General features: G+C 65.8%; 25 protein-coding genes and 1 tRNA gene. 15 read left to right on the top strand and 11 right to left on the bottom strand.

Annotated features, from left to right (window positions below; translation table 11 throughout):
- Positions 1-71: 71 nt before the first annotated feature.
- On the top strand, positions 72-878 hold the full coding sequence (locus tag QX126_RS30040) for a glutamine amidotransferase (protein ID WP_315785792.1): 807 nt from the start codon (positions 72-74) through the stop codon (positions 876-878).
- A gap of 138 nt (positions 879-1016) precedes the next feature.
- Here the strand turns inward: QX126_RS30040 and QX126_RS30035 are convergent.
- Positions 1017-1092, bottom strand: a tRNA-Ala gene (locus QX126_RS30035).
- A 181-nt stretch (positions 1093-1273) separates the two neighbouring features.
- Between QX126_RS30035 and QX126_RS30030 the strand changes: the two genes are divergently transcribed.
- The 3 genes from QX126_RS30030 to folD all read left to right on the top strand — a co-directional run bounded on the left by QX126_RS30030 (position 1274) and on the right by folD (position 3013).
- On the top strand, positions 1274-1564 hold the full coding sequence (locus tag QX126_RS30030; protein WP_315740475.1) for a YggT family protein: 291 nt from the start codon (positions 1274-1276) through the stop codon (positions 1562-1564).
- A gap of 93 nt (positions 1565-1657) precedes the next feature.
- Positions 1658-1996 carry a DUF167 domain-containing protein gene (locus tag QX126_RS30025; RefSeq protein ID WP_315785791.1) on the top strand — a complete coding sequence of 113 codons (339 nt, stop codon included), beginning with the start codon at positions 1658-1660 and terminating at the stop codon, positions 1994-1996.
- 132 nt (positions 1997-2128) lie between these two features.
- Positions 2129-3013: a bifunctional methylenetetrahydrofolate dehydrogenase/methenyltetrahydrofolate cyclohydrolase FolD gene (gene folD, locus QX126_RS30020; protein WP_315785790.1), complete on the top strand. Its 885-nt coding sequence runs from the start codon at positions 2129-2131 to the stop codon at positions 3011-3013.
- Between the two features lie 60 nt (positions 3014-3073).
- Here folD and ppa read toward each other — a convergent pair whose 3' ends face one another.
- Complete coding sequence (ppa, locus tag QX126_RS30015; protein ID WP_011923519.1) at positions 3074-3610, bottom strand: inorganic diphosphatase; 537 nt, start codon at positions 3608-3610, stop codon at positions 3074-3076.
- Between the two features lie 187 nt (positions 3611-3797).
- Positions 3798-4307: a GNAT family N-acetyltransferase gene (locus QX126_RS30010; RefSeq protein ID WP_006611902.1), complete on the bottom strand. Its 510-nt coding sequence runs from the start codon at positions 4305-4307 to the stop codon at positions 3798-3800.
- A gap of 240 nt (positions 4308-4547) precedes the next feature.
- Here QX126_RS30010 and QX126_RS30005 point away from each other — a divergent pair, with 240 nt between their 5' ends.
- From QX126_RS30005 to QX126_RS29980, 6 genes are all read left to right on the top strand, one after another.
- A complete protein-coding gene (locus tag QX126_RS30005) occupies positions 4548-5450 on the top strand; it encodes an alpha/beta hydrolase family protein (RefSeq protein WP_315785789.1) in 903 nt (300 codons plus the stop codon).
- A 9-nt stretch (positions 5451-5459) separates the two neighbouring features.
- Positions 5460-5927 (top strand): DUF2269 domain-containing protein, encoded by a 468-nt coding sequence (locus QX126_RS30000; RefSeq protein WP_315740471.1) that lies wholly within the window; start codon positions 5460-5462, stop codon positions 5925-5927.
- A gap of 10 nt (positions 5928-5937) precedes the next feature.
- A complete protein-coding gene (locus tag QX126_RS29995) occupies positions 5938-7266 on the top strand; it encodes an SDR family oxidoreductase (RefSeq protein WP_315785788.1) in 1329 nt (442 codons plus the stop codon).
- On the top strand, positions 7266-7676 hold the full coding sequence (locus QX126_RS29990) for a thiol-disulfide oxidoreductase DCC family protein (protein ID WP_315785786.1): 411 nt from the start codon (positions 7266-7268) through the stop codon (positions 7674-7676). Before QX126_RS29995 ends, QX126_RS29990 begins: the two co-directional genes overlap by 1 nt.
- A gap of 137 nt (positions 7677-7813) precedes the next feature.
- Entirely contained in the window at positions 7814-8884 is a 1071-nt protein-coding gene (locus QX126_RS29985) for a YeiH family protein (protein ID WP_409999133.1), read from the top strand.
- 7 nt (positions 8885-8891) lie between these two features.
- Entirely contained in the window at positions 8892-9776 is an 885-nt protein-coding gene (locus QX126_RS29980) for a LysR family transcriptional regulator (protein WP_315785784.1), read from the top strand.
- A 99-nt stretch (positions 9777-9875) separates the two neighbouring features.
- Here QX126_RS29980 and QX126_RS29975 read toward each other — a convergent pair whose 3' ends face one another.
- The 3 genes from QX126_RS29975 to QX126_RS29965 form a co-directional block, all read right to left on the bottom strand.
- On the bottom strand, positions 9876-11120 hold the full coding sequence (locus QX126_RS29975; RefSeq protein WP_315785781.1) for an NAD(P)/FAD-dependent oxidoreductase: 1245 nt from the start codon (positions 11118-11120) through the stop codon (positions 9876-9878).
- A 126-nt stretch (positions 11121-11246) separates the two neighbouring features.
- Complete coding sequence (typA, locus tag QX126_RS29970; RefSeq protein ID WP_315740466.1) at positions 11247-13073, bottom strand: translational GTPase TypA; 1827 nt, start codon at positions 13071-13073, stop codon at positions 11247-11249.
- 397 nt (positions 13074-13470) lie between these two features.
- Positions 13471-14232, bottom strand: coding sequence for a Crp/Fnr family transcriptional regulator (locus QX126_RS29965; RefSeq protein ID WP_315785778.1), 762 nt, complete (start codon positions 14230-14232; stop codon positions 13471-13473).
- 166 nt (positions 14233-14398) lie between these two features.
- On the opposite strand from QX126_RS29965, the gene QX126_RS29960 reads away from it, so the two are divergent.
- Positions 14399-14773, top strand: a complete 375-nt coding sequence (locus tag QX126_RS29960) for a response regulator (protein WP_315778187.1) — start codon at positions 14399-14401, stop codon at positions 14771-14773.
- A 45-nt stretch (positions 14774-14818) separates the two neighbouring features.
- On the opposite strand, the gene QX126_RS29955 is transcribed toward QX126_RS29960, so the two are convergent.
- Both QX126_RS29955 and QX126_RS29950 read right to left on the bottom strand, forming a co-directional pair.
- On the bottom strand, positions 14819-16390 hold the full coding sequence (locus tag QX126_RS29955) for an alkaline phosphatase D family protein (protein WP_315785775.1): 1572 nt from the start codon (positions 16388-16390) through the stop codon (positions 14819-14821).
- A gap of 139 nt (positions 16391-16529) precedes the next feature.
- Positions 16530-17876 (bottom strand): TAXI family TRAP transporter solute-binding subunit, encoded by a 1347-nt coding sequence (locus QX126_RS29950; protein WP_315785772.1) that lies wholly within the window; start codon positions 17874-17876, stop codon positions 16530-16532.
- Between the two features lie 260 nt (positions 17877-18136).
- Here QX126_RS29950 and QX126_RS29945 point away from each other — a divergent pair, with 260 nt between their 5' ends.
- Together QX126_RS29945 and QX126_RS29940 are read left to right on the top strand one after the other, a co-directional pair.
- On the top strand, positions 18137-18556 hold the full coding sequence (locus QX126_RS29945; protein WP_315740461.1) for a 4a-hydroxytetrahydrobiopterin dehydratase: 420 nt from the start codon (positions 18137-18139) through the stop codon (positions 18554-18556).
- 105 nt (positions 18557-18661) lie between these two features.
- Positions 18662-19075: a YkvA family protein gene (locus tag QX126_RS29940; RefSeq protein ID WP_315758657.1), complete on the top strand. Its 414-nt coding sequence runs from the start codon at positions 18662-18664 to the stop codon at positions 19073-19075.
- A gap of 129 nt (positions 19076-19204) precedes the next feature.
- Here the strand turns inward: QX126_RS29940 and QX126_RS29935 are convergent, their stop codons facing one another.
- From QX126_RS29935 to QX126_RS29925, 3 genes are all read right to left on the bottom strand, one after another.
- Positions 19205-20383: a TAXI family TRAP transporter solute-binding subunit gene (locus QX126_RS29935; RefSeq protein WP_315740459.1), complete on the bottom strand. Its 1179-nt coding sequence runs from the start codon at positions 20381-20383 to the stop codon at positions 19205-19207.
- Positions 20384-20532: 149 nt separating this feature from the next.
- On the bottom strand, positions 20533-21540 hold the full coding sequence (locus tag QX126_RS29930; protein WP_315785769.1) for a hypothetical protein: 1008 nt from the start codon (positions 21538-21540) through the stop codon (positions 20533-20535).
- A gap of 517 nt (positions 21541-22057) precedes the next feature.
- Complete coding sequence (locus QX126_RS29925; protein ID WP_315785765.1) at positions 22058-23032, bottom strand: NADPH:quinone oxidoreductase family protein; 975 nt, start codon at positions 23030-23032, stop codon at positions 22058-22060.
- 263 nt (positions 23033-23295) lie between these two features.
- On the opposite strand from QX126_RS29925, the gene QX126_RS29920 reads away from it, so the two are divergent.
- Together QX126_RS29920 and rlmN are read left to right on the top strand one after the other, a co-directional pair.
- Positions 23296-23907, top strand: coding sequence for an invasion associated locus B family protein (locus tag QX126_RS29920; protein ID WP_315778183.1), 612 nt, complete (start codon positions 23296-23298; stop codon positions 23905-23907).
- 115 nt (positions 23908-24022) lie between these two features.
- On the top strand, positions 24023-25234 hold the full coding sequence (gene rlmN, locus QX126_RS29915; protein WP_315785761.1) for a 23S rRNA (adenine(2503)-C(2))-methyltransferase RlmN: 1212 nt from the start codon (positions 24023-24025) through the stop codon (positions 25232-25234).
- Positions 25235-25347 lie beyond the last annotated feature (113 nt).

Here is a 25347-nt window from a genome sequence, read left to right as displayed (position 1 = left end):
CCCGGCGCTTGCTTTGCAATGTGCGCTCGCTCACGCGCCGTTAACCTTTGCTTAGCTATGATCGCCAGGTGATGCTCAGGCAAGACCCTTCGCTCCATCCGAACGGGACCCAGGCGGACGTTCGGCATCTCTACTCGAAGCTGGCCACGGCGGCTGCGCCGCAGCGGCCCGTCCTCATCATCCTGCATCAGGAAACATCGAGCCCTGGCCGCGTGGGCAACGCCCTGCGCGCCCGCGGCTATCCGCTCGACATCCGCCGGCCGCGGTTCGGTGATCCGCTACCGGAGACGCTCGATGGGCATGCGGGTGCCGTTATTTTCGGCGGTCCGATGAGCGCGAACGATCCGGACGACTTCGTCCGCCGCGAGATCGACTGGATCGAGGTGCCGCTGCGGGAGCAGCGTCCGTTTCTCGGGATCTGCCTGGGCGCGCAGATGCTGGCGATCCAGCTCGGCGCCCCCGTTGCGCCGCATCCAGAGGGACGCGCCGAGATCGGCTATTATCCGATCCGCCCGACCCGGGCCGGGCGCAGGCTTTGCCCGCATTGGCCTGATCACGTCTATCACTGGCACCGCGAGGGCTTCGATCTGCCTGATGGCGCCGATCTGCTCGCCGAGGGCGGCGACTTTCCGGTGCAGGCCTATCAATACCAGAACGCCACCGGGCTGCAGTTCCACCCCGACGTGACCTACGCGATGATGTGCCGCTGGACCACCCGCGGTCATGCCCGGCTGGACACCCCCGGCGCCCGTCTGCGCCACCACCATTTCGAGGGTCGCGCCATGCATGATGCCGCCGAGCGGGCCTGGCTGGCACATTTTCTGGATGGCTGGCTGGCGCGCGAGCCGGTGGCGGCGATGGCCGAGGCGGCGGAGTAGGATCGGCGTCCTGGTCAGTCGATTGGCTTGGAATGTTCAGACTTCAGCCCGGCTTCGCCAAGAGGCTACGCCGGGCACCACGCTTCGCCTTTTCAGGCATTGCGTGGCTGCGCCACGCGTAGCCTGAAAGGCGAAGCGTGGTGGAGCCAGGCGGGATCGAACCGCCGACCTCGTCATTGCGAACGACGCGCTCTCCCAGCTGAGCTATGGCCCCGTAACACGACCGCTTTGATGTTGGGAACAGGCGGCCGGCAGATCGGGCGCCATTTACAGTCGGTGCCCTGGTCAAGTCAAGAACGGTCACATCGCCTGTTAGCCTTGACGGGCACCTTCCCTTGTTTGCGCGGGAGGGAACAGATATCTAACCGGGTGATATCTCGTTCCAGGAACCCCGGATGATACGCCTCTTAGACTTCGTTGACTGGCTTCTCGGCCTGTACGTGTTCATCCTGGTCGTTGCGGCAATCATGTCCTGGCTGGTCGCGTTCAGCGTCATCAACGTCCGGAACGACTTGGTCCGACAGGTGCTTTACACGCTTGATGCTCTGACAGAGCCCGCGCTCCGACAGATTCGGCGCTTCGTGCCTCCTGCCGGAGCGTTGGACCTTTCGTTTCTCGTTCTCTTCATCCTCATCCAGTTCATCCGGTTCGTGATCATCCCGGCGCTTCAGGGTCTGTTTGTCTAGCGCCTGCACGCACTGACGTAGACGCGCGGGATTCAAGGGTGCTGCTTGCGTCAACTCAGGTCTGCTGCTGATTCGGATCGAGGGTCCCTATCGATGGTCCCTTGGCGATGTTCGAAGGGCGGCGTCACCCTCGCATTGCGGGTGACCCCACGCGGCGGCCGGGACGCCGTCGATGGCGTCGAGACGCTGTCCGACGGCCGCGATGTGCTGAAGGTCCGGGTGCGCGCGATCGCCGATGGCGGCGAGGCGAATCGCGCCGTGACCGAGCTGCTGGCCAAGGCGATCGGCGTCACCAAGGCCTCGGTGCGAATCACCTCTGGCGCGACGTCACGGCTGAAACAGGTCGCCATCGACGGCGATCCATCGGCGCTCGATCAGGTCTTGCGCGACCTCACCGCAGCCCATAAGCCGACCCGGAAACAACGAGAATAGACGCAAGAAGCGCGAGCCGAGGCCTTTCGGCTTCGCAAGCGGCGATCTTCACCCTCCCCTGGAGGGGGAGGGTGGGAGCACGCGGCCAGCATCTTGCTCGATGAACAGCCTTTGAACCGAGGATAGAGCAAAATGACCGCGATCATCATCGACGGAAAGATCATTGCAGCCGACCTGCGCGCGCAGGTCGCCCGTGAGGTCGAGCGGGTCAAGCGCGACCATGGCCTGACACCAGGCCTTGCCGTGGTGCTGGTCGGCAACGATCCGGCCTCCGAGGTCTATGTCCGCAGCAAGCACACCCAGACCCAGGCTGCCGGCATGGCCTCGTTCGAGCACAAGCTGCCCGCCGACGTCTCGCAGGACGCGCTGCTGGCCTTGATCGGCAAGCTCAACCGCGATCCCGCCGTGCACGGCATCCTGGTGCAACTGCCGCTGCCGAAGGGGCTGGAGACCGAGGCCGTCATCAACGCCATCGATCCGGCCAAGGACGTCGACGGTCTGCATCCGCACAATGCCGGCCGTCTCGCCGGCGGCCGGCCGGCGCTGGCGCCGTGCACGCCGCTCGGCTGCATCATCCTCAGCAAGACCGTGCACGGCTCGCTCGAGGGCCTGAACGCGATCGTGATCGGCCGCTCCAACCTGGTCGGCCGTCCGCTGGTGCAGTTGCTGCTGAACGAGAACGCCACGGTGACGATCGCGCATTCGCGCTCGCGCGACCTGCCAGCGCTGACCGCGCGCGCCGATCTGGTCTACGCCGCCGTGGGCCGCCCGGAGATGGTGAAGCGCGACTGGATCAAGCCGGGCGCGACCGTGATCGACGTCGGCATCAACCGTATCCCAACGGCTGACGGCAAGACGAAGTTGGTCGGCGATGTCGCCTATGCGGAAGTGGCGGAGGTCGCCGGCGCGATCACGCCGGTGCCCGGCGGCGTCGGCCAGATGACGGTCGCGTGCCTCTTGGTCAATACGCTGCGCGCCGCCTGCGCCATTGCCGGGCTGCCGAGGCCGGCGGTGTAACCACCTGCGTCATTCCGGGTTCAGCCGCTGCGCGGCTGCCCCGGAATGACGTCAATCATTTCACTTCTTCGCGGCCTTGGCGCGCGCGATGCCTTCGGCGATCAGCTGGTGGGCGTCGTCGGCATTGCCCCAACGCAGCACCTTCACCCATTTGCCGGGCTCGAGATCCTTGTAGTGCTCGTAGAAGTGCTGGATCTGCTGCAGCGTAATGTCCGGCAGGTCGGAATAGGTGCGGACCTTGTCGTAGCGCTGGGTCAGCTTCGAGGACGGCACCGCGATGATCTTCTCATCGCCGCCAGCCTCGTCCTCCATCAGCAGCACGCCGACCGGGCGCACGCTCATGACCGCGCCGGGCACGATCGCGCGCGTGTTGGCCACCAGCACGTCGCAGGGATCGCCGTCGTTGGACAGCGTATGCGGGATGAAGCCGTAATTGCCGGGGTAGCGCATCGCCGTATAGAGGAAGCGGTCGACGAACAGCGTGCCGGCTTCCTTGTCGAGCTCGTACTTGATCGGCTCGCCGCCGACCGGCACTTCGATGACGACGTTGACCTCGCGCGGCGGATCTTTCCCGATCGGGATGGCGTCGATGCGCATGGATGCTCCGTAGAACTTGAACGTTTGGGAACTTGAACGTTGAGGGTCGGACGCTCGACAGGCGAGCGCTGGCATTCGCAGTCGCAAAAAAATCGCGGCTGCGCAACAGCTACCTCAGGCCAACACTTTCAGTTCAATTCGAGGGCGCGTTAACGCCTAACGCGCACAGAGCACAGCCGGTCCAGGCTCAGTTGGTCCAGGCAAAGGCGACCTTGTCGAGCGACTTCGGCCCGAAGCGCTCCGACGACCGCGCGACCATGCGGCCGCCCAATGCGCGGTAGAACTCGGTGGCGGGATCGTTGTCGGACAACGCCCACACCACCATGCTCTTCAGGCCGCTCTGCGCGAGGTCGCGCTTGGCGGACTGAAAGAGCCGGCGACCGAACCCCAGCCCCTGAAATTCCGGTCGCAGATAAAGCTCGTAGACTTCGCCGTCAAAATGCAGGCTGCGGGCGCGATTGCGGCCGTAATTCGCATAGCCTGCGACCTTGTCGTTGAACACCAGCACGCTGACGCGGCTGCCTTTGCGGATCGCGCTGTCCCACCATTGGGGGCCGCGCCGGTTGATCAGCTTCTCCAGCTCTGCGCCAGGGATGATCCCCTGGTAGGCGGAACGCCAGGCTTCATCATGGGCTGACGCCACCGCAGCCGCATCTGCAGCCTTGGCCGGACGGACTTCGATCAGGGTTGTGCTCATGACGAGATCAAAGCAAGTCGGCGGTCCGCCTTCAAGGTGCCACGTTAAAGATCGGTTAACCTGTGGACTTTCGGCATCACCGTGGCGGAAAGCTGTGCCGAAAAGGGACAATTTCGCAACATTGTCGGGCGCCGGCGGTGTCCTGTCACCGCCGATTCATACGTCGCAGGAAAAACTGCATCTGACCGGCCGCGGCGTGGGCTAGTGTGGCACAAGCTCAACATCTTCCCGTTCGGCTGAATGGTGCTGCTTCGCTGCGTCTCATGGTTGCTCGCACTGGTCGTCCTGTCGGCAGCCGGCGCAACGGCACAGTCGTTCGGTCCCGCGTCGCCCGAAGCCGAGCCGGCGCGCCGGCAGCAATGGCTGATACCGTCCATCAAGACCGTAATTCCCGCGCATGCGATCCTCTATCGGCCTGCCGGCCACGGGCCGTTTCCGCTGGCCGTGATCGCGCATGCCTCGACGCAGAATCCGCTGTGGCGGGCACAGCTGCCGCAGCCCACCTACACGGCGCTGGCGCGTCTCCTGGTGGGGCGGGGCTATGCCGTGCTGGTCCCAGAGCGGCTCGGGCACGGCCGCACGGGCGGTCCCTACGTCGAAGACCAGGGCGGCTGCGCCGACGCGGACTATGAGAAAGCAGGACGCGCGACCGCGGCGCAGATTTTGCGCGCGCTCGCGGACATGCGCGAGCAGCCGTTCGCCGCGAAGGGCGGCGCCGTCATCGTCGGCCATTCGGCCGGCGGCTGGGGCGCGCTGGCACTCGCCGATCAGCCGCCGCAGATCGTCTCAGCAATCGTCGTGTTCGCGCCCGGCCGTGGCGGGCATGCCGACGACGTGCCCGGGCGTGTCTGTGCAGAGGCGCGCCTGCTTGATACGGCCCGCGCATTCGGACGCGGCGCGCGCGTGCCGGTCACGTGGCTGGTTGCGGCCAATGACAGCTACTTTCCACCACCGCTTTCGCGTCGGCTTGCGGATGCCTTCACGTCGGCTGGAGGCCAGGCGGGCTTCAAGCTGTTGCCACCTTCCGGCGAGGAGGGGCATTGGATGATCGAGCACGACGACGGCGTGGCTCTGGCGGCGGATTTGCTGTCGAGGGCGCTGACAACGACACGTCGATCGACGCATCCGATGCCGCCGAACTAGCAGGACACGATGACGCTGTATTTCCTGGTCAAATATCTGCACGTGCTCGGCGCCATCGTCATTCTCGGCACCGGCACGGGGATCGCATTCTTCATGCTGATGGCGCATCTGAGTGGCGAGGCCGCGTTCATCGCTCGCACCGCCGGCGTGGTCGTGATCGCCGACATGCTCTTCACATTGTCCGCGGTGTTGCTGCAGCCGGTCACGGGCGGCACGCTGATGTGGCTGTCGTCGACCGCGGTGACTGACGGCTGGCTGCTCACCTCGCTCGCGCTCTACGCGGTCGCCGGGCTGTTCTGGGTGCCGGTGATCTTCATGCAGATCGAGCTGCGCGACCTGGCGCGCCTCGCGGACGTCGGCGCCGAGGAGCTGCCGCCGCGCTACTTCATCGTCTTCCGCCGCTGGTTCCTGTGCGGCATCCCCGGTTTCGGCGCGGTCATGGCCATTCTCTGGCTGATGATCGCAAAGCCGTTCTGACGAGACGCGCATGATCACGTCGACCAACCACCGCATCCTCGTGCTTGGCGCTTCCGGCCTGATCGGGCGCTTCATCACCGACGATCTGCGCCAGCGTGGCTTTGCGACGGTCGGTGTGGCGCGCGCGTTCTCGCCATCACAACGCGTGTCACCGTTCGACATCGAGCTGCCGATCATGGCGCTCGATGCGCCGGCTTTGGCGAGTCTGATCCGCGCCCACGAGATCGATGTCGTCGTCAACTGCCTCGGCGTGCTGCAGGATGGTCCTGGCAGCGACACTACGGCCGTGCATCGTGAGTTCGTCGCGCGCGTGCTCGCAGCGATCACAGCCTGCGGCCGTCGCGTGCGCTTCATTCACATCTCGATCCCCGGCACGGCCGATGAGGATCACACCGCCTTCGCCACCACCAAGCGCGACGCGGAGCGGCTGATTGCATCCTCAGGCGTCGCCCACGCCGTCCTGCGCCCGGGCTTCGTGATCGCACCGTCGGCCTATGGTGGCAGCGCGATGGTCCGCGCGCTCGCGGCGCTTCCGGTCGACCTGCCGGCGAAGGATGCGGCGACACCGTTCCAGCCGGTGGCGGTCGCGGACATCGCCGCGACGATCGCCTGGCTCGCGATGCGGCCGATCGATGACGAGACGACGCGCGCGGTGAGCTGGGACCTGATGCAGCCCGAGGCGATGACGCTTGGCGACGTCGTCGATGCGTTTCGGCGCAGTTTCGGCACAATGGATTGGCCACGCGTTGCCGTGCCCGCGCCGCTGATCAATCTCGGCGCTTTCGCCGGTGACCTCTGCAGCCGGCTCGGCTGGATGCCGCCGATGCGCACCACGGCGATCGCCGAGCTTCGCCGCGGGGTGCACGGCGATCCCGCACCGTGGATCGCTGCGACCGGCATCACACCCACGACGCTGGACCGCGCCGTCGGCGCACATGGCGCCACGATTCAGGACAAATGGTTCGCACGCCTGTTCCTGATCAAGGCGCTGATCATTGCCGGCTTGGTGTTGTTCTGGGTCGCGTCGGGGTCGATCGCACTGTTGGTCTCGTTCCCCGCGACCACGGCGATCCTGACCACGCGCGGCTGGCCCGACTGGTTCGCCGCCCCGTTTGCGGCGATCACCAGCATGATGGACATTTCGGTCGGCGTATTGATCGCGTTCCGCAGAACCGCAGCATTCGGGCTCGCCGCCGGCATCCTCGTCTCGCTCGGCTACATGCTCGGCTGCGCGATCCTCACGCCCGACCTCTGGCTCGAGCCGCTCGGCGCGCTGGTGAAGACGGGACCAGCGATCGTGCTGATGCTGGTCGCGCTGCTCATGATGGACAATCGATGATGACCCACTGGCCCGACGACGACGTGATCCTCTACGACGGCGTCTGCGTGTTCTGCTCCCGCTGGGTGCAGTTCGTGATCGCGCGCGACACCGCAAAGCGCTTCCGCTTCACGCCGATCCAGTCGCCTTACGGCACCCGGTTGGCGCAGGCCTTCGGCATCGATCCCCAGGAGCCCGACACCAATGCGGTGGTGCATGGCGGCAAGGCGCATCTGAAATCCGATGCTGCGCTGACCGTATTGTCGAACCTGCCGGGCTGGGGCTGGACGCGCGCGCTGCGCGCCATCCCGAAGCCGCTGCGCGATGCGGTCTACAGCCTGGTCGCGCGCAACCGCTACCGCATCTTCGGCAAATACGAATCCTGCTTCGTGCCCGATGCCGAGCTCCGGAGGCGGGTGCTGGAGTCGTGATCCGATCCGCGGGTGAGATGCGGGAGCGAGCCAGGAATTGATCGATTTGATCGAATGATATATACGATATAATCTGTTGGATCGATTGATAGCAGCATGAAATTCTCCTCTCCAGACCCTGTTTGGGAGAGTTTTCCATGGCTGCCCCGTCGCATGATCTGATCGCCGATGCGCCCGTTGCCATTCATCATCGACCTGCCCACGCGCCTGCGACGCCGGGGGCACCGACGCTGCTGCCCGGGCTCGCGCTGTCCGCGGCGCTCGCGGCCGGCGCCTTCGGGCTGCGCTTGGTGCCGGGCCTCGGCCTGTTCAGCCCGATGATCCTCGCGATCGTGGCAGGGATGGCACTGCATAACGTCATCGGCACGCCGGCGCGAGCCAAGCCCGGCGTCGCCTTCTCGATGCGCCGCGTGCTGCGGCTGGCGATCATCCTGCTCGGCCTGCAACTGACGGCCGCCCAGATCATCGAGGTCGGCGCGCGTGGTCTCGCCGTGATCGCGCTGAGCCTCACCGGCACCTTCGTGTTCACGGTGTGGATGGGACGGCTGCTCGGCATCGATCGCAAGCTGGCGGAGCTGATCGCCGCGGGCACCTCGATCTGCGGCGCATCGGCCGTGATCGCGACCAACACGGTCACGCGCGCCCATGACGAGGACGTCGCCTATGCGGTGGCCTGCGTCACGGTGTTCGGCTCGATCGCAATGTTCATCTATCCGCTGCTTCCGGCGCTGCTGCATCTCGACGCGCACGCCTTCGGCCTGTGGAGCGGCGCCTCCATTCACGAGATCGCCCAGGTGGTCGCGGCCGCGTTTCAGCAGGGCCAGCAGGCCGGCGAGTTCGGCACCATCGCCAAGCTGGCCCGCGTGATGCTGCTGGCACCGGTCGTGCTCACGCTCGGCCTGCTGGCAACGCGGCGCGCGCGCCATGGCGGCGAGACCCGGAGCAATGCGCAGCCGCCGCTGCCCTGGTTCGTATTCGGCTTCATTGCGCTGGTCGGCCTCAACAGCGTGATCAGCATACCCGCCGAGATGAAGACCGTGATCGTGACGGCGACCACGTTCCTGCTGTCGATGGCGCTGGCCGCGATGGGACTGGAAACGGATTTCGCCAAGCTCAAGGCCAAGGGCCTGCGGCCCCTGGCGCTGGGCCTGCTCGCCTTCCTGTTCATCGCAGGCTTCAGCCTGGCCCTGGTGAAGCTGACCACATAGGACGCACGTGACGCTCGAACAGCTCAGGATCTTCGTGGCGGTCGCGACCCGCGAGCACGTCACGCAGGCGGCCCGCGACCTCAATTTGACCCAGTCGGCGACATCCGCGGCTGTGGCCGCGCTCGAAGCCCGCTACGAGACCAAGCTGTTCGATCGCGTCGGACGCCGCATCGTGCTCACGGCGACCGGGAAGGCGTTTCTCGTCGAAGCAAAGGCGGTGCTGGCGCGCGCGGCCGCCGCCGAGACCGTGCTGAACGATCTCGCCGGCCTGAAACGGGGGCAGCTGGCGCTGGCGGCCAGCCAGACCATCGCGGGCTATTGGCTGCCGGCCTTCATTCACCGCTTCAATGCCGCGCATCCAGCGATCAAGCTGCAACTGTCGATCGGCAATACCGAGCAGGTTGCGACCCAGGTCCGCGAGGGCTCTGCCGATCTCGGCTTCGTCGAGGGCGATGTCGACGATCCCGTGCTCACGGCCCAGCCGGTCGCGGACGACGACATGGTGCTGGTCGGCCCGATCGATCATCCGCTGTGCCGCGGCAGGTCAGTGACAACCAGCGACCTGAGGACGGCGCGCTGGGTGTTGCGCGAGCGGGGCTCCGGCACGCGCGCCGCGCTCGAAACAGCGCTGGGCCGCTTCGGAATCACTCCGGCCGAGCTCGATGTGGTGTTCGACCTGCCGTCCAACGAGGCCGTGCGCGGCGCCGTCGAAGCCGGCGCCGGCGTCACGGTGCTGTCGCGCCTGGTGGCAATGCGCGCCGTCAAGGCGGGGCTGCTCGCCGTCGCCAACATCGAGCTGCCCAAGCGGCACTTCTACAGCCTGCGCCACAAAGAGCATCACCAGACGCAGGCCGCACGGGAGTTTCTGCGGATGGTGGGGGAGACGCATTGATTGGGGCAGGTCATCCCGAGCGCAGCGAACGCGATCCAGAAATCCCACCGCGGTGACAGTCTGGAGTGCCTCGTTGTGCTCGCAACGACGGTGGATGTGCTAGCGCCTGGCTACTGACGCCAGAGCTTCCCGCGCCGCGCGCTCGCCGCTGTCGCGCGCGCCATGGGCGGTCGAGAAGAAATCCACGGGCGTCGCCTCGCCGGCGAAGAACAGCCGATCATCAACCGGCGCGGCCAGCACGGCGCGCTTGTCGGCATGTCCGGGCAGTGCATGCGAATAGGCACCGCGCGCGAACGGGTCGGCGCCCCAGCGGGACTCGGCGAGCGGACGGAGGCTCTTGCGGATGTCGTTGCCGAGCAGGGCCACGATGTCGTCGATCGCCTGCGCCGCCAAGGCCCCCTCGCCCGCCACTTCGATCTCGCGAGCGAAGCTGCCGCCATAAAAACCTTCGATGCAGGGCTGGCCGAACGGGCGCAGCTGGAAGCTGCCGACCCGCGCGGTGTGGCTTCGGCCGCGCATGCCCGAATCCCTCGGCAGGTGCTCCCAGCCGTCGAGCGCCAGCGTCACCTTGTTGTCGAGACCGAGCGGCAGGCCAGCGGCGGCTTCGACCTTGCTCGGCAGGGCCGGCGAAAAGCGGAGCGCTTCGTCGACGATGAGACTGGTCGGCACGGTCACGATGACCTTGTCGGCCGTCACCGTGCCCCGCGAGGTCGTCAAGCGAATGCGCGTGTCGCCGTGATCGATCAGGGTCACGTTGCAGTTCAAGGCGATCGGCAGGTCCCCGCCATAGGCGGCGACCAGCGCGCCATAGCCGTGGCGAACGCGCCAGTTCAGCTCGGTGTCCTCATAGGCTTCGAAGTCGAGCAGCGACATCTGGTCGAGCTCGCAGCCGTTGAGATAGGTGCAGATCGCATCGATCATGCCGTTCCAGCGATTGCCAGGCTCCAGGCAGACGCTCGCCGGGGCATCTCGGCCACTCTTGGCGGCCTCTGCGGTGCGCGTAAAGAACGCCTCCAGCGCCCGCAAGAACTCCTCGCGCTCGTCGCGCGGAAATGCCGCGTCATAGGCCTGGTCGCGCCAGGGCGGCCGGCTGGTGTCGATAGTGAAAGCACGCTGCTCGGCGATGCCGACGAAGGAGTTGCGATCAGCCGAATGCAGCCAGCCGCAGCCGAGATCGAAGGTGACGTCAGGCGAAGCCATGATGGTGTGAGCACGGCCGCCGATGCGGTCGCGGGCCTCCAGGACGATGAACGAGACGCCCTTGTCCTGCAGCGCATGTGCGGCGCCGAGGCCCGCGGCACCCGCGCCGATGATGGCGATGTCGATGGAGGATGGGAAAGACATTGGCTCATCCAACTCCGTCGTCATGCCCGGCCTTGTGCCGGGCATCCACGTCGTCCACGCAAGCCCCAAAACGTGGATGGCCGGGACAAGCCCGGCCATGACGCATTTGAGGATGGAGGGCGGAAATTACGCCACCGCCTCCTTCTGTTTCTCGGCGCGCTTGCGCTCGTTCGGATCGAGATGCTTCTTGCGCAGGCGGATCGACTTCGGCGTAACCTCGACCAGCTCGTCGTCCTCGATATAGGCCAGCGCCTTCTCCAGCGTCATTCGGATCGGCGGCGTCAAACGGACCGCCTCGTCCTTCGACGTGGTGCGGATGTTGGTGAGCTGCTTGCCCTTCAGCACGTTGATCTCGAGATCGTTGTCGCGGGTGTGCTCGCCGACGATCATGCCGCGATAGACCTTCCAGCCCGGCTCGATCATCATCGGGCCGCGGTCCTCCAGCTTGAACATCGCGTAGGCCACCGCCTCGCCCTGGTCGTTGGAGATCAGGACGCCGTTGCGGCGGCCGGCGATCTCGCCCTTGAACGGGGCATAACCGTGGAACAGGCGGTTCATGATCGCGGTACCGCGGGTGTCCGTCAGCAGCTCGCCCTGATAGCCGATCAGGCCGCGGGTCGGCGCGTAGAACACCAGCCGCAGGCGGTTGCCGCCGGACGGGCGCATCTCGATCATCTCGGACTTGCGCTCGCTCATCTTCTGCACGACGACGCCGGAATGCTCCTCGTCGACGTCGATCACGACCTCCTCGATCGGCTCCAGCCACGCGCCGGTGGCCTCGTCCTTCTGCAGCACCACGCGCGGACGCGACACCGACAGCTCGAAGCCTTCGCGGCGCATGGTCTCGATCAGGATCGCGAGCTGCAATTCGCCGCGGCCCGACACTTCCATGGCGTCCTTGTCGGCGGATTCGACGACGCGCAGCGCGACATTGCCCTCGGCCTCGCGCAGCAGGCGGTCGCGGATCATGCGGCTCGTGACCTTGTCGCCTTCGGTGCCCGCCAGCGGCGAGTTGTTGACGATGAAGGACATCGACACGGTTGGCGGGTCGATCGGCTGCGCCGGGAGCGGCGTCTCGACCGAGGGATCGCAGAACGTGTCGGCGACGGTGCCCTTGGTCAGGCCTGCGATGGCGACGATGTCACCGGCCTCGGCTTCGTCGAGCGGCACGCGCTCGATGCCGCGGAACGCGAGAATTTTGGAAATACGGCCCTGCTCGACGACCTTGCCCTCGGCGTTCAGCACCTTCACGGCCTGGTTGGGCTTGATGCTGCCCGAGGTGATGCGGCCAGTGATGATGCGACCCAGGAAGTTGTTGGCCTCCAAGATGGTGCCGATCATGCGGAACGGCCCCTCTTCGACCGACGGCGCCGGCACATGGCGCAGCACCAGGTCGAACAGCGGCTGCATCCCGGCGTCCTTCGGACCTTCCGGGCTCTCGGCCATCCAACCCTGCTTGGCCGACCCGTACAGGATCGGGAAGTCGAGCTGCTCCTCGGACGCGTCGAGTGCGGCGAACAAGTCGAACACCTCGTTGATGACCTCGGTCGGACGGGCGTCGGGACGGTCGACCTTGTTGATGACGACGATCGGCTTGAGGCCGACCTTGAGCGCCTTGGAGACCACGAACTTGGTCTGCGGCAGCGGGCCCTCGGCGGCGTCGACCAGCACCAGGGCGCCGTCCACCATGTTCAGGATGCGCTCGACCTCGCCGCCGAAATCGGCGTGGCCGGGAGTGTCGACGATGTTGATGCGGGTGTCCTTCCACTGCACCGAGGCGGCCTTGGCCAGGATGGTGATGCCGCGCTCGCGCTCCAGGTCGTTCGAGTCCATGGCGCGCTCGGCAACCTTCTGGTTCTCGCGGAAGGTACCCGACTGCTGCAGGAGACGGTCAACCAGGGTGGTCTTGCCGTGGTCGACGTGGGCGATGATGGCGATGTTGCGAAGATTCATGGTCGGTGTCTTCTAAGCTTTCTCAAGAGCCCGTGCTCTGTCCCCGGCGGGGCGCGCGCTTTGTTATAGTCGAATCAAGCTGTTAGCTTTACGACGCGCGCTCGCGAAACTCGTTCGGCGGCAGGGGCCGGCAGCCCCAAATAGGAAGCCCGGCCAATCGACCGGGCAGACCTCACGCGTTGCGGCGCAATATAGGCAGAAAATGCCAAAAAACAATGACTGCTTTCAGGAACGAGGAGCGGTTTCCGAGCGGCTGGCTAACGCCTCCGCGACCGCACGCTTCCGGGCGGCGCGGTAGAAGACGAGACCAACCACTCCGACCGGCAATCCCACGAGGACCAGCGCCGACAGCCGTCGGCTGCGCCCATGCGGCGGAAAGTAAAAAACGCCTGCGGGCTCAGCCCGTCGCGGCCTGCTCGGTCGGATAGACGCCGCGCAGGACCTCCTCGAAATGGGTCTTCACGGCCTCGTTGCACAGGCAGGAACGGCGCTTCAGCGCGTCGAAGTCGCGCACCATGAAGGCGCCGCGGCGGGTTTCGAGAATGCCCTCGGCTCGGAAGGTCTGGACGACCCGGCTGACATAGCTGCGGCCCACGCCGAGCAGCGTCGCCAGCTGCTCATGCGTCAGCGGCACGATCGGCTCGCCGTCGGTGCGGTCCATCGCGGCCACGATCCACTTCGCCGTCCGCTGCTCGATCGAATGAATCGCGTTGCAGGCGGTCGACTGGAACATCTGCGCCAGCATGCAATCGGCGTAGCGCGCGAACACGTTGCGGAGCGTCTTGGATTGCAGCTTGGCGGCCGCCAGGCGGGACAGCGGCAGCCGTGCAAACGGGCCGCCGAACTTGACGACGATCCGCGTATAGGCCGGCAGGAAGCCCTCGCTGACGATGCCGCCGACGGCGCCCTCGCGGCCGACCAGGATGGTCTCGACGTCGCGGCCGTCCTCATTGGGGACGAGATAGGACGTGAGCGCCGGCCCACAGGGAAAATGCACGATCTGCACGTCGTCCCCGGGACTGTAGAGCAGATCGTTCGGCATTGCCTCGTCCTCCACCAGATACGGCGAGATCAGCGCGTAGTCGGCCGGACTCAGCCGCAGCAGCAGATTGTTGTGGGGCCGCTCCCGGTTCAGCGTGGTCACACCCTGGCTCAGCATCGTCATCCCCCGCGCAACGCATGTGCGTGATTCGTGCTCCTTGTGTTCACAAGTGCACCGACACAGGAACTCTGATATGCTGCCTTGGTTCCAGGAACCCGCCAGCGCACTCAAGAGGAGACGCCGGCTGCGGCGCCCATCCCTCATCCTGGAACCCGCAGATCCCATGACCAGCTCGCAATCAGGCGTGCCCGAGCTTTATCAACATGTGCTGGTCGTCGAAGACGACCCTATCATTGCGCTCGGATTGGAAGACACGATCACCGACCTCGGCGTTCCCGACATCAGGATCGCAGCCGACGTCGCGACCGCACTCGCCATGATCGCGGAGCGCGCCCCGCAATTCGCATTGCTCGATGTCGGCCTGGTCCGCGAAAAGAGCTTTGCGATTGCCGAGCGGCTAACGGCGCTCGGCATTCCCTTCGCCTTCTCCACCGGCTATGGCGCCGACCGCGTGCCGGCCGCGTTCGCCGACCGGCCACGGCTGCCGAAGCCTTGCCCGACCGACGCGCTGGAGGCGGTGCTGCGGCGACGCGACTAGTTGCCGTCGCAGCACGCGATCGTCTTGCCGCCGGACAACGAGACCTCAGCCCAGCTTCGGATCGAGCGTGGTCGACCACAGCGCGACGTCGGCGCGATCCCGCAGGGTCACGGTCATCTGGCCCGTGGCGCCTTCGATCTTGACGTGGCCGAAGAACTGCATGCCGGCCGACGGCGGCAGATTCTGCTTGTCGAGGCCGGGCGCCTTGATGAACCGCACCTCGGGGCCGAAGGTGTTGTCGAGCTCGTTCGGACCGAACGTGCCGGCATGCAGCGGACCGGAGACGAACTCCCAGAATGGCTCGAAGTCCTGAAACTGCGCCTTGTTCGGATCGTAATAATGCGCGGCCGCGTAGTGCACGTCCGCCGTCAGCCACACCGTGTTCTGGATCGGCGCCGTCTTGATGAAGCGCAGGATCTCGGCAATCTCGAGCTCGCGGCCGCGCGCCGGGCCGTCACCCTGGGCGATGGCTTCCGAGCCCTTCTTGTTGGCTGCGTCGTCATAGACGATGATGCTGAGCGGCATGTCGGAGGCGATCACCTTCCAGGTCGCGCGCGAATTGAGCAGCGCCTGCTTCAGCCAGCGCATCTGCTCCGGCCCGATGAAGTAGGACGCCGGACCATATTTGTCCTCGAGATTGGGACCGTTGGCGCCGCGGTAGCTGCGCTCGTCGAGCACGAACACGTCGAGATGAGGGCCGTAATTGATCGTGCGATAGACGCGCCCCGGCTCGATGATGCTCTCGCGCATGGGATACATCTCGTGGAAGGCGCGCGCCGCGCGGGCCGCGAGCAGCTGGATGTTGCGCTCCTTGTAGCTGGCCGGCAGCTCCTTGGAGGCCGACCAGTTGTTGGTGACCTCATGATCGTCCCACTGCACGAAGATCGGCACCTCGGCATTGAAGGCGCGGACGTTCTCGTCGAGGAAATTGTATTTGTGAGCGGCACGGAACTCGTCGAGCGTCTCGGCGACCTTCGCCTTCTCTTCCACGGTGAGATTCTTCCACACCTTGTTGTCCGGCAGCTTCACCTCGGACTTGATCGGACCGTCGGCGTAGATGGTGTCGCCGGAGTGCAGGAAGAAGTCCGGGCGGTGCTTCTTCATCGTCGAGAAGGTGAACATGCCGCCATCGTCGGGGTTGATGCCCCAGCCCTGCCCCGCCACGTCGCCGCCCCAGACGAACGAGACGTCGCGCCTGTTGCCGGGCGCGGTGCGGAAGCGGCCAAGCGCGGCCTCGCTTTCGACCGCGACATGCGAAAGGTCGCGGAACTTGACGCGGTAGAAGATGTCCTGGCCGCTGGGCAGACCGTCGATCAGCATCTTGGCCGTGAAGTCGCTTTCCGGAAGTGCGGCGACCGGAGGCAGCGTACGCGCGTCCTTGAACGACTCGGTGGTCGCCACCTCGACCAGCATCTGCGACGGCCGGTCGGCACGCGCCCAGACCACGCCGCCATCCATGCCAACGTCGCCGGACTGCACGCCATGCGTGATCTGCGGCCGGTCGGCGGCGCGGCTCAGATAGGGCATCGCCAGCGTCGTGACGCCGGCTGCGGCGGCTGTCGACAGGAAGCGGCGGCGGGACAGGGCTGTGCGCGGTCGAGGAATGCGAAGCGTCATGCGGATCTCCTGGTCGGATCGCGCGCGGGAGCAGGCGCGAGCCACGGCCCGGCAGACCTAGAAAAGATTGATGACGCTGGAATTACACGCGGCGTCTTGGGCAGTGCGCGACACCGCCGCAAGGGGAGCGTGGCAGACCTCAGGTGCCGGCGGCACGCAACTGCGCGCCGGTTCGCTGCAGATTGGCGGGCATGCTCATCAGGATGAGCTTGCGATCGGCGACCGCGTTGTGGAACTGCTCGAGCGCGATGTTGAACGCGGTCAACGCCGCGTGCTCGATCGCGCCGTCCTCGAAGCAGGTCAGCGTGTTGCGCAAGATCTCGTCGGCCTCGGCCTGGAGCTGATCGAGCTCCTCGGTCGAATCGCACTTGCGCGCGATCGTGATCATCTCCAGCAGACGATCGCGCAGCGAGGTGTTGATGGTGCGTTCGTCGCGCTTGAGATAGCCGGCGAACCACGCGCCGGCCGAGCCCATCGCCGAAAGCGCCATCAGGCTCCACCAGATGTAGTCGCTGTAGCGGTCGAGGAAGGTCTTCTCCTCGCCGTCGACGAAGGCCGCCGCGCCGGGATGGACGGGGATCGCGGCGTCCTTGTCGGTGTCCGGCGTCTCGATCTTGGCGGCAAGCGGAAATTCCGACATCAGCTGCTGGCGCACCGAGAACAGCTGATGCGTGAACGTCGAGACCGCCGATTCGGCGAGGCCCTTGCGTGCCACGATGTGGTGATTGAAGCTGATCGTCTTCACTTCATCTTCAGGGCGATCGGGCGCCCCGCCGAACGCGCCGGCCGGAATCTCGGTGGCCTCGTATTCGGGATGGTTCTGTGCGATGGCTCCGGCGGAATCGATGGCCAGGAAGGTGGGGGGGCCGCCCTCCTTGGTGGCGGCGGCGATCGCATCCGCCGTGATCTTGCTGTTGATGGGACCGGCCGCCAGATAGACATCGGCCCTCTGGCTTCGGACCGCTTCGGCGGCCTCGGTGATCGGGAATTGGACGATCTCGACCTTGCCGGGGTCGACACCATATTGGCGCAGAATGACCTTCAGCAGGTTCGCGTTCGCCGGCGTCCGGCCGATGATGCCGACTTTGTGGCCCGCGAGCTGCGAGATCTTCGTGATCTTGGCGCCACCCTTGCGGCTCTTGCCCTTGCCGGACGAGGGCACCCAGAGGACGACGACGTTCTTGCGCAGCGTCGCTACCGCCTGTGCGTTCTTTGGGACCTCCAGGTCGCCCCGCACGATCGCAAGATCCACCTTGGCGGCGGCCAGCGCCTGCGCGCTCTCGGCGGCGCCCTCGGTCGGAACCGGCCGCAGCCTGACGGAGGCGTGCGACTGGGAAAAGGCCTGGGTCAAGGCCTGGACGACCTTCAGGTCGTCGCTGTTGGGCGGACCGACCGCGATCTTGAGCACCACGGGACGCATCGCAAAATAGTAGGCACCCGTCAAAGCGCCGACGACCGCGAGGATCCCGGCGATGACGATGAACACGGCAGGGCGCATCCGTGAGCGCTGCGCTGGCGTGGTCTGAGTATCTACCAGATTCCCGTCCTCCGGTGGTCCCAGGCCCGGGCGATGCCACAGGCGGCTTCGTCTGGCCACGTCGTCCTTCGATAGAGCTGAACTGTAGCAAATTTCTTGTCCGCCCGGGGTGACATCTGCGTCATGGTTACCATCGCACCAGTTACCGCAGGATCGGGACAGTTCCGAGCCCCTCCCGGCATGGCGCCTGTGACAAGGCTCTGATCGGGATGCGTTTTCGGCTAGTCTTGGCAACCGGACACCGGCGCGATCCAGCCGGAGGTAGCCCCGCAATCGCCCGGACGCTGCCACGTGTCCGGTCGATTGCACCACAAGAGGAGATCGAGATGCCGCAACGATTGTCGGCGGAGGCACGCGCCACCGCCCTGCGGGAGCTTCCCGACTGGTCCGAGCTGGAGGGCCGTGAGGCCATCGCCCGCACCTTCACGTTCAAGAACTTCAACGAAGCGTTCGGCTTCATGACCCGGGTCGCGCTGGTCGCCGAGAAGCACGACCATCATCCCGAGTGGCGCAACGTCTACCGCACCGTCGAGGTGGTCCTCACGACCCATGACGCAGGCGGCGTGACCATGCGCGACATCGAGCTCGCCAAGGCGATGAATGCGATCGCCGCGACGATGCGCGGCTGAGGCCTTGGCGACGACGGCACGCGCCTTGCGGCCGGCGTCGCCATCACCACATCCGAGGGCGAGGACCGCGCCTCCAGCGCCGTCTGGAACCGGAGATCGGACATCATGTCGGATGCGACCGACTACAACGTTGGCTTCGAGCCCGCGGAGCGGCTGGCCCGGGATCGCGAGACCCTTCGCCGCCGTTTCTGGATCAAGTTCAAGAAGGTTGTCGCGCGGTTGCCGTTCGCCGAGGAGCTGCTTGCGGCGTATTACTGCGCCTTCGACAAGGAGACACCGCGGCACGTCCAGGTCGCCCTGCTCGGCGCCATCGCCTACTTCGTCGTGCCGTTCGACTTCATGCCTGACGTGTTGCCCATCCTCGGCTTCACCGACGACGCGGCGGTGCTCGCCACCGCCATCCGCATGGTCGCCTCGAACATCACGCCCGACCATCATGCCGCGGCCCGCGCCGTACTCGCGCGGCTGGCGGCAGACAAGAACGCTGACGTCGCGAAGGACGGCGAGAATATCGGCTGACGGCGGCTCGGGCCGGCAAGCCGGGTTCCCGCAGTCAGCGCCTCGGAAGGCCACAACGGCAAACAACAGCAAAAAGCCCCGCGTCCGCGGGGCTTTTCTCCTGATGGGACCTCGTCGAACGCTACGAGCTCAGCGCTGGCCGCGCGCCTGGGCGCGGGCGCTGCCGGTCTTCTCGGCCTCCCAGGCCTGGTACTGCTTGAACAGCGCCTCGCGGTCGGCCTCGCTCGGCATCGCCCTGCCGGCGCTGCTCTGCTTCAGGAAGTCATCGAAGCGGTCGCGCTGTGCGCCTTCCATGGCATGGCTCTCCAGCCATTTGCTCGCGGACGGCAGCCGCTGCCAGCCGGCCAGCGGAGCCGACAGCGAGACCTCCTTCCACTTCGGATGGAACGGCGGATTCTGGAATGCCGGGAATTTGGTGAAGAAGGCATCGACGAAGGTCGCGAGCTTGCGATAGCGGTCGGTATTCGGCGCCCAATTATAGGCGGCGAGCACGGCCGGCACCGCGATCGTGTCGACCTTCTCGCCCTCGGCGATCAGGTTCGGATAGTCCTTCGCGGTCAAGGTCGCCGGCAGGTAGTCGGTCTGCAGCGGTCGATCGTAATCGACGTTGACGAGATGGAAGCGGCCGTCGTTGACGAAGGTGCTGACCGACTTGTAGGGCTTGCCGCCGACCACGATGACCGCATCGAGCTCGCCGCGCTTCAGCTTCTCCATCGCGATGCGCTGCTCGATATAGGCGAAGTTGGCGCGCAGGCCCAACCGCTCGAACACCGTCAGCGCCGTGACGAAGGTGCCGCCATTCGGCAGGTCGACGCTGACCCGGCGGCCTTCGAGGTCACGCAGCGTGCGCACCGCGCGTGGCGCGATGACCTGCATCTCCTCGTTGTAGAGCTTGGTGACGTAGGTGAACTGCCGCTTGATGTCCTTGGCGAAGCCCTTGCGCTCGAGATAGTCGAGCGTGTCGGCTCGGACGATGCCGAGATCGACACCCTGCAGGAACAGGATGTCGGCCACGCTCTGCACCGAGCCGCGGCCGACGATCGGCAAGACGCGCAGATTGTTGCCGTCATCGAGCAGCGAGGCCAGATCGGCGCCGAACTGCACATAGGTGCCGCCGATGGTGCCGGTGATGAGCGTCACCGTGTTGGCGTTCAGCGCCTGCTTGGTCTGCACCGAGCCGAACTGGAAGATCGCCTTGAGGCTGTCGCTCACCTTGGCGGGGTCGAACTCGCCTTCCTCGGCGTGGGCAGCAAAGCCGCACGCTATCATCATCATTGCGGCTACGGCCGCTCCAACAACACGTCGCATCTGTCCCCCTCGATGTAAGGTTGGCACATGTTTACGAGCCGGAACGCGGGCAGCACCAAGTCTCGCCTGGCGTCGCCCATGAACGGACTCGAAAATCACGCGTGAAACAAAAAAATGAAACGGGGCGGCATCGCTGCCGTCACGAGCGTTCAGTTCTGCAACTGATCGAGCCTGCGCTGCGCTTCGGTCGAGCCGAGCTGGGCGGCGCGGCGGTACCAGTTGCGCGCCGCAGCCGGATCGGCATTGATGTTGCGGATGTCCTTCGTTCCCAGCACGTGCGGATCGTAGGTCTGCGCAAGCATCAGCGCCGCGGCCGGTTCTTGCGCCTCGGCGGCGCGCTCCAGCAGCAGTCGCGCCGGCGGGATGTCGCCCGCGGCCAGCAGGCTCTTGGCGCGTTTCATGATGCCCGCGAGCTCGTCGGGATCGAGCCGGCGGACCTGCGCGGGCGGCGGAGCAGCGGTCACGGCGCCGAGGCCGGGTGCGACGATTGCCGATCCCGCGCCAGGCGAATTGATCGAGGATGGCTCCATCGCGCTCGGGGCCGGCGCGGCCGGTGCCGTGGCGAAGCTCGGTGGTGCTGCAACCGGCGCGGGCTGCGTCGCGCTACGATTCTGCAGCGCTGTCTGGTAGGCATTGGCGATGTCGTCACGCGTCGGGGCCACGGCTGCCGTCTGCACCGGCGCCGCCGCAGCCGGCGGCTCGGGCGGCAGTCGCGCCGGCTCGTTCAGCTGCATGTCGCGCGCGGTGAGCTGCGTGTTGGTGGCCTGCGGCGGGGCCGTCGGATCCGGCGTGGCGCCGATGATGGAAGCCTTGGCACTGGCGATCAGGTCGCGCGTCGCATCCGAGGTGACAAGCGCGAAGAGCACCGCGACGCCGGCCGCAGCCACCACGGCGAGAAGAATCCGGGACGAGACCGACACGCGGCGGGTCCGCACCGGCCACTGGTCCTCGAAATGCGTGCTGTCGATCTGATTGCCGCTCTCATACTCAGAGAGGAACATCGGCATCGATTCGTCGTTTGGATAGTTGTCCTGGGTCGACCGGCCGAAACGATAGTTCGGTGGGCGCTCCTGAGGGAGTTCATCGGGGAAAGGCCTGAAGTCAGGCTCCGAAGGAGTTCTGTTGTTGAAACGCCCGCGCGTCGTCCGCTCAGCCATGGCCTTCATCCCCATCTCAACTTCACGCAACATACTTTTGGTCCCAAGCCCGTCAGAAGCTCGAGACACGTCACGATTGCCAGAGGCACCCCACTGCCGACAACTAATTGACTAATTGAATCCGACTAAAAGTGGACGAGAGCCGGCATGATTCTGGAAATATTTTGATCTGATTGTGGCAACGCGAGTGCGACATCGCACCGCACCAAATCCAGAAACGTCGAAATAACAACAGCCAAGCCCTACAATTTACCATGCCACAATGTGGCTCAGTTGCGTTAACCAAGAAACGCTCGTTTTCGGATTTTCTGCTTCCGGTTGCGAATCCGTGACGCCGGCGCGGCAACCCGCAGAACAAATTTGCGGCGCCTCGCAGCGCGAGGACGTCACAGCGACCTCGGGCCGGCTCGAGCAATCCGTCCGCGGAGCAGGCAGGGCTCTGCTCGGTTTGGTTGCGCGGATCAGGGCGAGGCTACCCCGGGGATACGCCCCCCCCGGGCGCCTTCATCGCACGTCGTCAGGGGTGCAGGATCACCTTGCCCATCGCCTGGCGGCCGGCGAGCACCTTCAAGGCATCGGCGGTCTGCGCCAGCGGGAAGGTGCGGTCGACATGCGACGACAGCTTGCCCTCTGCGGTCCACCGCACGAGCTTTTCAAGGTTGGCGCGGTTCTTGGCGGGGTTGAGTCGGGTCCAGGCGCCCCAGAACACGCCGCGGATATCACAGCCCTTCAGCAGCGCGAGGTTCAGCGGCATTTTCGGGATGTCGCCGGCGGCGAAGCCGATCACCAGGAAGCGGCCCTCCCAGGCGATGGAACGCAGCGCCGCCTCGGCGTAGGCACCACCGACGGGATCGAAGATGATGTCGGCGCCCTTGCCGTCGGTGAGCCGCCGCAGCCCCTCCTTGAGATCCTCCTTGGCGTAGTTCAGCGTCAGCGTCGCGCCGTGCTGCCTGGCGAATTCGAGCTTCTCGTCCGAAGAGGCACAGGCGATGACCTTCAACCCCATCAGCTTGCCCAGCTCGCACGCCGCAAGGCCGGTGCCGCCGGCCGCGCCGAGCACGGCCAAGGTCTCGCCCGGCTTCGGACTGGCGCGATCCTCCAGCGCATGCAGCGCAGTCCCGTAGATGATGATGATGCCGGCGGCGCGGTCGAAATCGAGATTGTCCGGAATCTTGACGATCGACGCTGCTGGCAGCGCGATCTTCTCGCGCGCGCCGTTATGGCCGCAGGAGGCGACGACGCGGTCGCCGACCTTCAGGTCGGTGACGCCATCGCCAACGCTTTCGATGATGCCCGCGACCTCCGCACCCGGCGAGAACGGGAACGGCGGCTTGATCTGGTACTTGCCCTGGATCATCAGGATGTCGAAGAAGTTCAGCGCCGCCGCCTTGATCGCAATCACAGCCTCGCCGGGACCGGCCACCGGATCGGGCACCTCGGTGAGGACGAGATCGTCGGGCTGGCAGAATTGCGAGCAGAGAATGGCTTTCATTGGCGCTCCTTGGTCGTTGGTGCCGGATCGAGGTCCGGCTTTGGGAACGTCATGCCGGATTTGCCGCCGCGCCACAATCATCATGAGGCCGCGGCATGTGCGCGGCGCCGGCTCGAGGACGCGGAGCGCCGGACAATCCAGGTCTGCGGCCTTTGCAAGCGAAGCGTTTAGCCGCTATCCATCGCGACCAAGGATCAGCGATTCCGAGCCATTTTCCAGTCACAATATTGGTGGAACGAAGTCGCGGGGGAACTCAACGTATCATGTTGTTCGGGCGATTGTTGACAACGCTGGTCGGCAGCGTGCTGCTGTTCGGAGCACCGAGCCTCGCTGCAGCACAGAGCGCTGCGCCGAGGGCCGCCGCTCCGCAATCGAAGGCGGCACCGAAATCGGAACCGAAGCCAGCCGTCCCGAATATCGGCGGGGCGGAACCGACGCTGATCGGACAGTTCGGCGGCTGGGGCGCCTATACCGCGATGCCCGGCGGCAAGAAGGTTTGCTTCGCGCTGGCCAAGCCGACATCTTCCAAGACCAATCCGCCCAACCGTCCGCGCGATCCTGCCTATGCCTTCGTGTCGACTCGGCCCTCCGAGAAGGTCTTCAACGAGGTCTCGATCATGATCGGCTATGCGCTGAAGCCCGGATCCGACGCCGCGGTGGAGGTCGGCGGCGCCTCCTATGCCATGTATACCCAGGGCGACGGGCTCTGGATCAAGAACGCCGCCGAGGAAGAGCGGATGGTCGATGCCATGCGCAAGGCGCCCGAGGCGGTGGTCAAGGGCGTCTCGGTCAAGGGCACGGAAACCACCGACGTGTTCTCACTGAAGGGCCTGGCCCAGGCGCTCGACCGCATCGCGCAGGATTGCCGCCGGTAGACGGCAGCCGCCGATACCGCTCGCCGGGCGGGTCGCATTTGCCGGCCGGATCGTTATATATGCCCGCTGAAAGCCTTCGGCCGCCGCGGCCGGGCAGCACTTTGGGCCCATCGACATGGCAACGACTGCCGGGCTGCGCGATTCCTCCGCGCCCCTCGAAAAGACTCCGCTCGAAACCTACGTCCCGCCGGCGAAGCCTTCGCTGATCGGCCTGTCGCGTGCGGAGCTGGCGGCCAGGCTCGGCGACATCGGCGTGCCCGAGCGCCAGCAGAAGATGCGGGTGCAGCAACTATGGCACTGGATCTATTTCCGCGGCGCCAAGTCGTTCGACGAGATGACATCCGTGTCGAAGGACACGCGCACCGCGCTTTCCGAACGTTTCACGGTCGACCGTCCCGAGGTCGTGGCCGAACAGATTTCCAACGATGGCACCCGCAAATGGCTGCTGCGGCTGCCGAGCGGCGACGATCTGCAGAAGGCCCACGAGGTCGAGTGCGTCTACATCCCCGAGACCGATCGCGGCACCTTGTGCGTCTCGTCGCAGGTCGGCTGCACGCTGAACTGCGCGTTCTGCCATACCGGTACGCAGCGGCTGGTCCGCAACCTCACCGCGGGCGAGATCGTGGGCCAGGTCATGGTGGCGCGCGACCGGTTGAACGACTGGGCCGACCGCGAGACCCCGCTCGGCAACCGGCTGATCACCAACATCGTCATGATGGGGATGGGCGAGCCGCTGTACAATTTCGATGCGGTGCGCGACGCGCTGCTGATCGTCTCGGACAACGAGGGCATCGGCATCTCCCGCCGCCGGATCACGCTGTCGACCTCGGGCGTGGTGCCGAACATCAAGCGCGCCGGCGAGGAGATCGGCGTGATGCTGGCGATCTCGCTGCACGCCGTGCGCGACGAGCTGCGCAACGAACTGGTGCCGCTGAATCGCAAATATCCGATCCAAGAGCTGCTGCAGGCCTGCCGCGACTACCCGGGCGCCTCCAACGCGCGGCGCATCACCTTCGAATATGTGATGCTCAAGGGCGTCAACGATTCGCTCGATGACGCCAGGCTGCTGGTCAAGCTGCTCAAGGGCATCCCGGCCAAGATCAATTTGATCCCGTTCAATCCCTGGCCCGGCTCGGCCTATGAGTGCTCGGACTGGGAGCAGATCGAGAAGTTCTCCGAATACGTCTTCAACGCCGGCTACTCCTCGCCGGTGCGCACGCCGCGCGGCCGCGACATCCTCGCCGCCTGCGGCCAGTTGAAGTCGGAGACGGAGAAGCTGTCCGCGCGGGAGCGTCAGGCACTGCGCGCGATGGCGATGACGGATTGATGATTGATCGCGCCTGCATCTCCGAACAAGATCGTCATGCCCGGGCTTGACCCGGGCACCCATCAATTCATCGACTGAATGATAGATGGCCGGCTCAAGCCGGGCCATGACGA

The sequence above is a fragment of the Bradyrhizobium sp. SZCCHNPS1003 genome, from assembly GCF_032381555.1.
Lineage (GTDB): Bacteria > Pseudomonadota > Alphaproteobacteria > Rhizobiales > Xanthobacteraceae > Bradyrhizobium.
Note: the sequence above shows the minus strand (reverse complement) of the source record. Positions and strands in the feature narration are given on the sequence as shown.